The 4,340-nt window shown below is 61.4% G+C and carries 3 protein-coding genes; 1 reads left to right on the forward strand and 2 read right to left on the reverse strand.

What is annotated here, in order from left to right; genetic code table 11:
* Positions 1-288: 288 nt before the first annotated feature.
* Positions 289-1,527: a bifunctional glutamate N-acetyltransferase/amino-acid acetyltransferase ArgJ gene (gene argJ / locus BGI27_RS17460; protein ID WP_095526048.1), complete on the forward strand. Its 1,239-nt coding sequence runs from the start codon at positions 289-291 to the stop codon at positions 1,525-1,527.
* Positions 1,528-1,598: 71 nt separating this feature from the next.
* Here argJ and BGI27_RS17465 read toward each other — a convergent pair whose 3' ends face one another.
* Both BGI27_RS17465 and BGI27_RS17470 read right to left on the reverse strand, forming a co-directional pair.
* Positions 1,599-2,930: an MFS transporter gene (locus tag BGI27_RS17465; protein WP_095526049.1), complete on the reverse strand. Its 1,332-nt coding sequence runs from the start codon at positions 2,928-2,930 to the stop codon at positions 1,599-1,601.
* A 141-nt stretch (positions 2,931-3,071) separates the two neighbouring features.
* Positions 3,072-4,271, reverse strand: coding sequence for a heparinase II/III domain-containing protein (locus BGI27_RS17470; RefSeq protein ID WP_095526050.1), 1,200 nt, complete (start codon positions 4,269-4,271; stop codon positions 3,072-3,074).
* Between the last annotated feature and the right edge of the window lie 69 nt (positions 4,272-4,340).

The raw sequence follows: 4,340 nt of genomic DNA on the forward strand, positions 1-4,340 counted from the left end.
TGAAAAACAGTATTTCATGAAGCTCGGGGCTGTCTAGGAAACCCGGGGCGATTCATCTTGTTTTTTTGTGGTGAGCACATCTGGACTACTGGCGCAACCAGTCAGAAGCATCAGTATCACCAGCCCCCTAAATATTTTCATTGCAAGTTAATTGTCATGTTGTCAGGTTGCGGAAGTTTAAGTGGCATTCCTGATCAAGCAATGAGATTGATCCGTGACGAGACCATGGGCTAGGGATGTTTGTCGTAAAATCCCAACTCCCCTGACTATTGCATCCAAGGACACACCATGCCTGTGAATCTGCCTCTGCCCATTGCCGAAAAACTCCTGCCGGTTGCCGGTGTACGCCTGGGTACAGCAGAGGCGGCGATCCGCAAGCTGGGGCGACGTGATCTGACGCTGATCGAGTTGGCGCCTGGCAGTCGTGCGGCAGGGGTGTTCACGCAGAATCGCTTCTGTGCCGCACCGGTTACGGTCTGCAAGGAACATTTGATGGCAGGCCCGATTCGCGCGCTGGTGATCAATACCGGCATTGCCAACGCGGGCACCGGTGAGCTGGGCATTGCCAATGCACGTGCTTCCTGTGATGCGGTGGCTGCCACGTTGGGTGTATCCGCCCCAGAGGTGTTGCCCTTCTCGACGGGCGTGATCCTCGAACACTTGCCGGTCGACAGACTGGTCGCTGGCCTGCCTGCAGCCAAGGCAGCACTCAAGGCCGATGGCTGGTTCGATGCCTGTCACGCCATCATGACTACCGATACTCAGCCGAAGTGTGCTTCGCGCCAGATTCAGCTGGGGGGCAAGACCGTGACGCTGACCGGCATGAGCAAGGGCGCAGGCATGATCCGGCCAAACATGGCGACCATGCTGGGTTTCCTGGCCACCGATGCCGCGGTGGCTCAGTCACTGCTGGAGCAGCTGGTGCGTGAGGCGGCCGACCTCTCGTTCAACAGCATCACGGTAGATGGCGATACCTCCACCAACGACAGCTTCATCCTGATAGCCACTGGCGCTTCGGGCGCGCCGGAGATCACCGATGCCACCTCGGCTGACTACAAGGTCCTGCGTGAGGCGGTGGTCAACCTGTCGGTCTGGTTGGCACAGGCCATCGTGCGGGATGGCGAGGGGGCCACCAAATTCATGAGCATTGCCATCGAAGGTGGCAAGAGTCGCGAGGAATGCCGCCAGGTCGCCTATGCCGTGGCTCATTCGCCCTTGGTGAAGACCGCCTTCTTCGCTTCCGACCCCAACCTTGGCCGGATCCTCGCCGCCATCGGCTATGCCGGTGTGATGGATCTGGACGTGAGCCGTCTGCGTGTCTGGCTGGGTGACGGCAAGGAAGAAGTGCTGGTTGCCGAAAAAGGCGGTCGCGCCGATAGCTATGCGGAAGAAGCTGGCGCGCGGATCATGGAGAGCGCGGAGATTACCGTGCGTGCCGATCTGGCACGGGGCGATGCCTCCGCGACGGTCTGGACCTGTGATTTCTCCTACGATTACGTGAAGATCAACGCGGACTACCGCTCGTGACCTCATCGTAGATTTCATGCAAAAGCCCGCTGCATGCAGCGGGCTTTTTGTTGTCTGACTGACTATGTCCGTCAGGTGGCGGCTTTGGCTTCGCCGAAATGCCAGTGTGCGAGGCTGGTGGTTAGCGGTACGAAAGCCAGCACCAGGCCGAGAATGGCCAGGCTCGAAACGTAGTGTGCCGGGGCCATGACATCCTTCTGCATCCACAGGGTCAGCATGATCGGCGTCAGGCCGCCGAATACGGCATAGGAAACGTTGTAGGAGAAGGACAGGCCGGAGAAGCGGATGGCGGCAGGGAAGGCGCGCACTGCCGCGATGGGCACAGTGGCCACTGCGCCGACGGTAAAGCCGGTCAGGACATAGCTGCCGATGAGACTTTCCGGGGTGCCCGGCAGACCGCTGTAGAACCAGTAGCTGCAGATCATCAGGCAGATGAAGCTGATGATCATGCTGATGCGCAGATTGAAGCGGTCGGCCACCCAGCCGAAGAAAAGGCAGCCAATGGCAAGTGCCACGGTTGCCAGTGCATTGGCCTGGGAGGCAAGCGCCGGCGCGATGTGATGGACTTTCTGCAGGTAGGTCGGCGTCAGCAGGATCACCACCACGATGGCGGCGGAGAGAATCCAAGTCAGCAGCATCGAAATCACGCAGGCTCCGAAGTGCTCACGCAGCAGGATTTTCAACGGCAGGCCGTCGTCGGCCAGTTTGCGGCGGGCCTGCATTTCGCGAAAGACCGGCGTTTCTTCGAGGAAGCGGCGAAGATAGACCGCCACGAAACCGAAGACGCCGCCCAGGATGAAGGGGAAACGCCAGGCGTAGGCGGCGACTTCCTCGGGCGTGTAAAAGCCGTTGATCGCGACGGAGCCCAGTGAGCCAAGCAGGATGCCGGCCGTGAGGCCCGCCGTAAGCGTGCTGACCGCGATGCCCACGCGATTGCCCGGAACGTGTTCTGCCACGAATACCCAGGCTCCAGGAACCTCGCCACCGATGGCCACGCCTTGCATGAGGCGGAAGAGCAACAGGAGCAGCGGTGCGGCAATGCCGATGTTGGCATAGGTTGGGAGCAGGCCGATGGCCAGGGTCGGCAGCGCCATCAGGAAGATCGATAGCGTAAACATGCGCTTGCGGCCGAGGATGTCGCCGAAGTGGGCGATGATGATGCCGCCCAGTGGGCGCGCCAGATAACCGGCGGCAAAGATGCCGAAGGTCTGCAGCTGGCGCAGCCAGTCAGGCATGTCTGGGGGGAAGAACAGGTTGCCCAGCACCGCGGCAAAGAAGACGTAGACAACGAAGTCGTAGAACTCCAGGGCGCCGCCGAGGGCCGACAGCGAAAGCGTTTTGTAATCCTGGGCGTTGAGTGGGCGCTGCAGATCCAGCTGGCTGGATGTGGTGGATGGATTCATGGCGGGTGAGGACCAGACCCCGGAAAGGGCGCAATGGGTTGTCGGAGCCCTGAAGCATACTGCCGTACCTTGCCTGCCGGCTGCATGTGGCTGGGGTCAGGCTGTTTTTCGTCAAGCGATTAAGGTTTACCCTGGCACGGTTCAGCCTCGCGCAAAGCGGACTTTCAGGCGCCAGAGGCCTTGGGGGGCCGCCGATGCTCGGGCGAGCAGTTGCCGAGTGTTCGGATTGGGCTGATCGTAATCGTTGCGGGGCTGCGAGATATCGCGGATTTCCAGTGCGACCGGGCTACCCGAGAACTCCACCCGCAGGCGTTTGCCGCGCAGTGTGAGCAGGGCGGCGCCGTCTTCGAGCTGGATTGCTGCCTCGGTGTTCATCGCCCAGCGGATTTCGCTGCCGGGCTGGACGCCATGAATTTCGTCTTCAAGTTCGACCTGATCGCCCAGAAAGCGGGCGCGCCGGCTGGCTTGTCTGAGCTGGCCGGGCAGGAAGAGCGGCGTTAGATCGAGCAGCGCCTCGTTCTCGCGCTGCATGCGCAGACTGGCCATGCCGGTGGCGTCATGCAGGCTGTCGGCGATGGAAAGTGTGTTGTGTGCGGCGTTGCCGAGACGGAAGACCTGCCAGCGCGGCGATGACTGTTTCATGTTCCAGAGGTCGATTCCCCGGCGTTCCAGGCTGTTGTAATCCTGCATGCCCAGATCCTTGGCCCAGCGGATGCCATCCAGATCCAGCACGAAGCTGCCGCCGTCCATATGCGCGTGATTGTGTGCAGCGCCTCCACCCTTGATGGCGAAATAGAGGGCATCCGGATCCGTCCAGGAACTGCGCCAGATGGCCAAGGGCTGCGCGCCCTGTCCGGAAAAACTCAGCGCCGGGAGGCTGCTTCCGGCATGCTCCGGCCACCAGAGCGCCACCAATGGTGCAAAGCGTTCATTCAACCCCTGCCTGCGCTGGATCATCGCGCGCTTCGCCTGGACCAGCGCGGGCTGGCCCAGCTCGTGAGCCAGATAGAAGATGGCCGGGTTGAGATCCTGCCCTTCGCCGCCATCCGCGAAGTTGAAATGCTTGCCGGCAGGGCCCACGCTTTGCGCGTAGAACACGGCGCTCTGCTTGAGACCGGGCGCCGCCATCAGCTGCCAGTCTTCGCCGACGCAACTGCGCAGGGCGGCGATCAGGAGCATTTCGTAACTGCTGCCATAGCTCCAGTAGCTCGGGCCCTCCGGGTAGATGCCGTCGGGTTGGTAAGCCTCGAGCGCAATGAAGGCATGCTGGCGTGCTGCGGCCAGCAGATCGGCGACGAGTTCGGGCGCGTCTTCGGCCACTGCCAGTGCTCCCAGCACCATGCCGCCGATGCAGACTGAATCGCCCCGGGTTTCCTAGACAGCCCCGAGCTTCATGAAATACTGTTTTTC

It is taken from the genome of Candidatus Dactylopiibacterium carminicum (assembly GCF_014736495.1).
Taxonomy (GTDB): Bacteria; Pseudomonadota; Gammaproteobacteria; order Burkholderiales; family Rhodocyclaceae; genus Uliginosibacterium; species Uliginosibacterium carminicum.

Coding starts and splice junctions, on each gene's coding strand:
- BGI27_RS17470 (WP_095526050.1), bottom strand. CDS start 4,271: ATGGTGCTGGGAGCACTGGCAGTGGCCGAAGACGCGCCCGAACTCGTC.
- BGI27_RS17465 (WP_095526049.1), bottom strand. CDS start 2,930: ATGAATCCATCCACCACATCCAGCCAGCTGGATCTGCAGCGCCCACTC.
- argJ (WP_095526048.1), top strand. CDS start 289: ATGCCTGTGAATCTGCCTCTGCCCATTGCCGAAAAACTCCTGCCGGTT.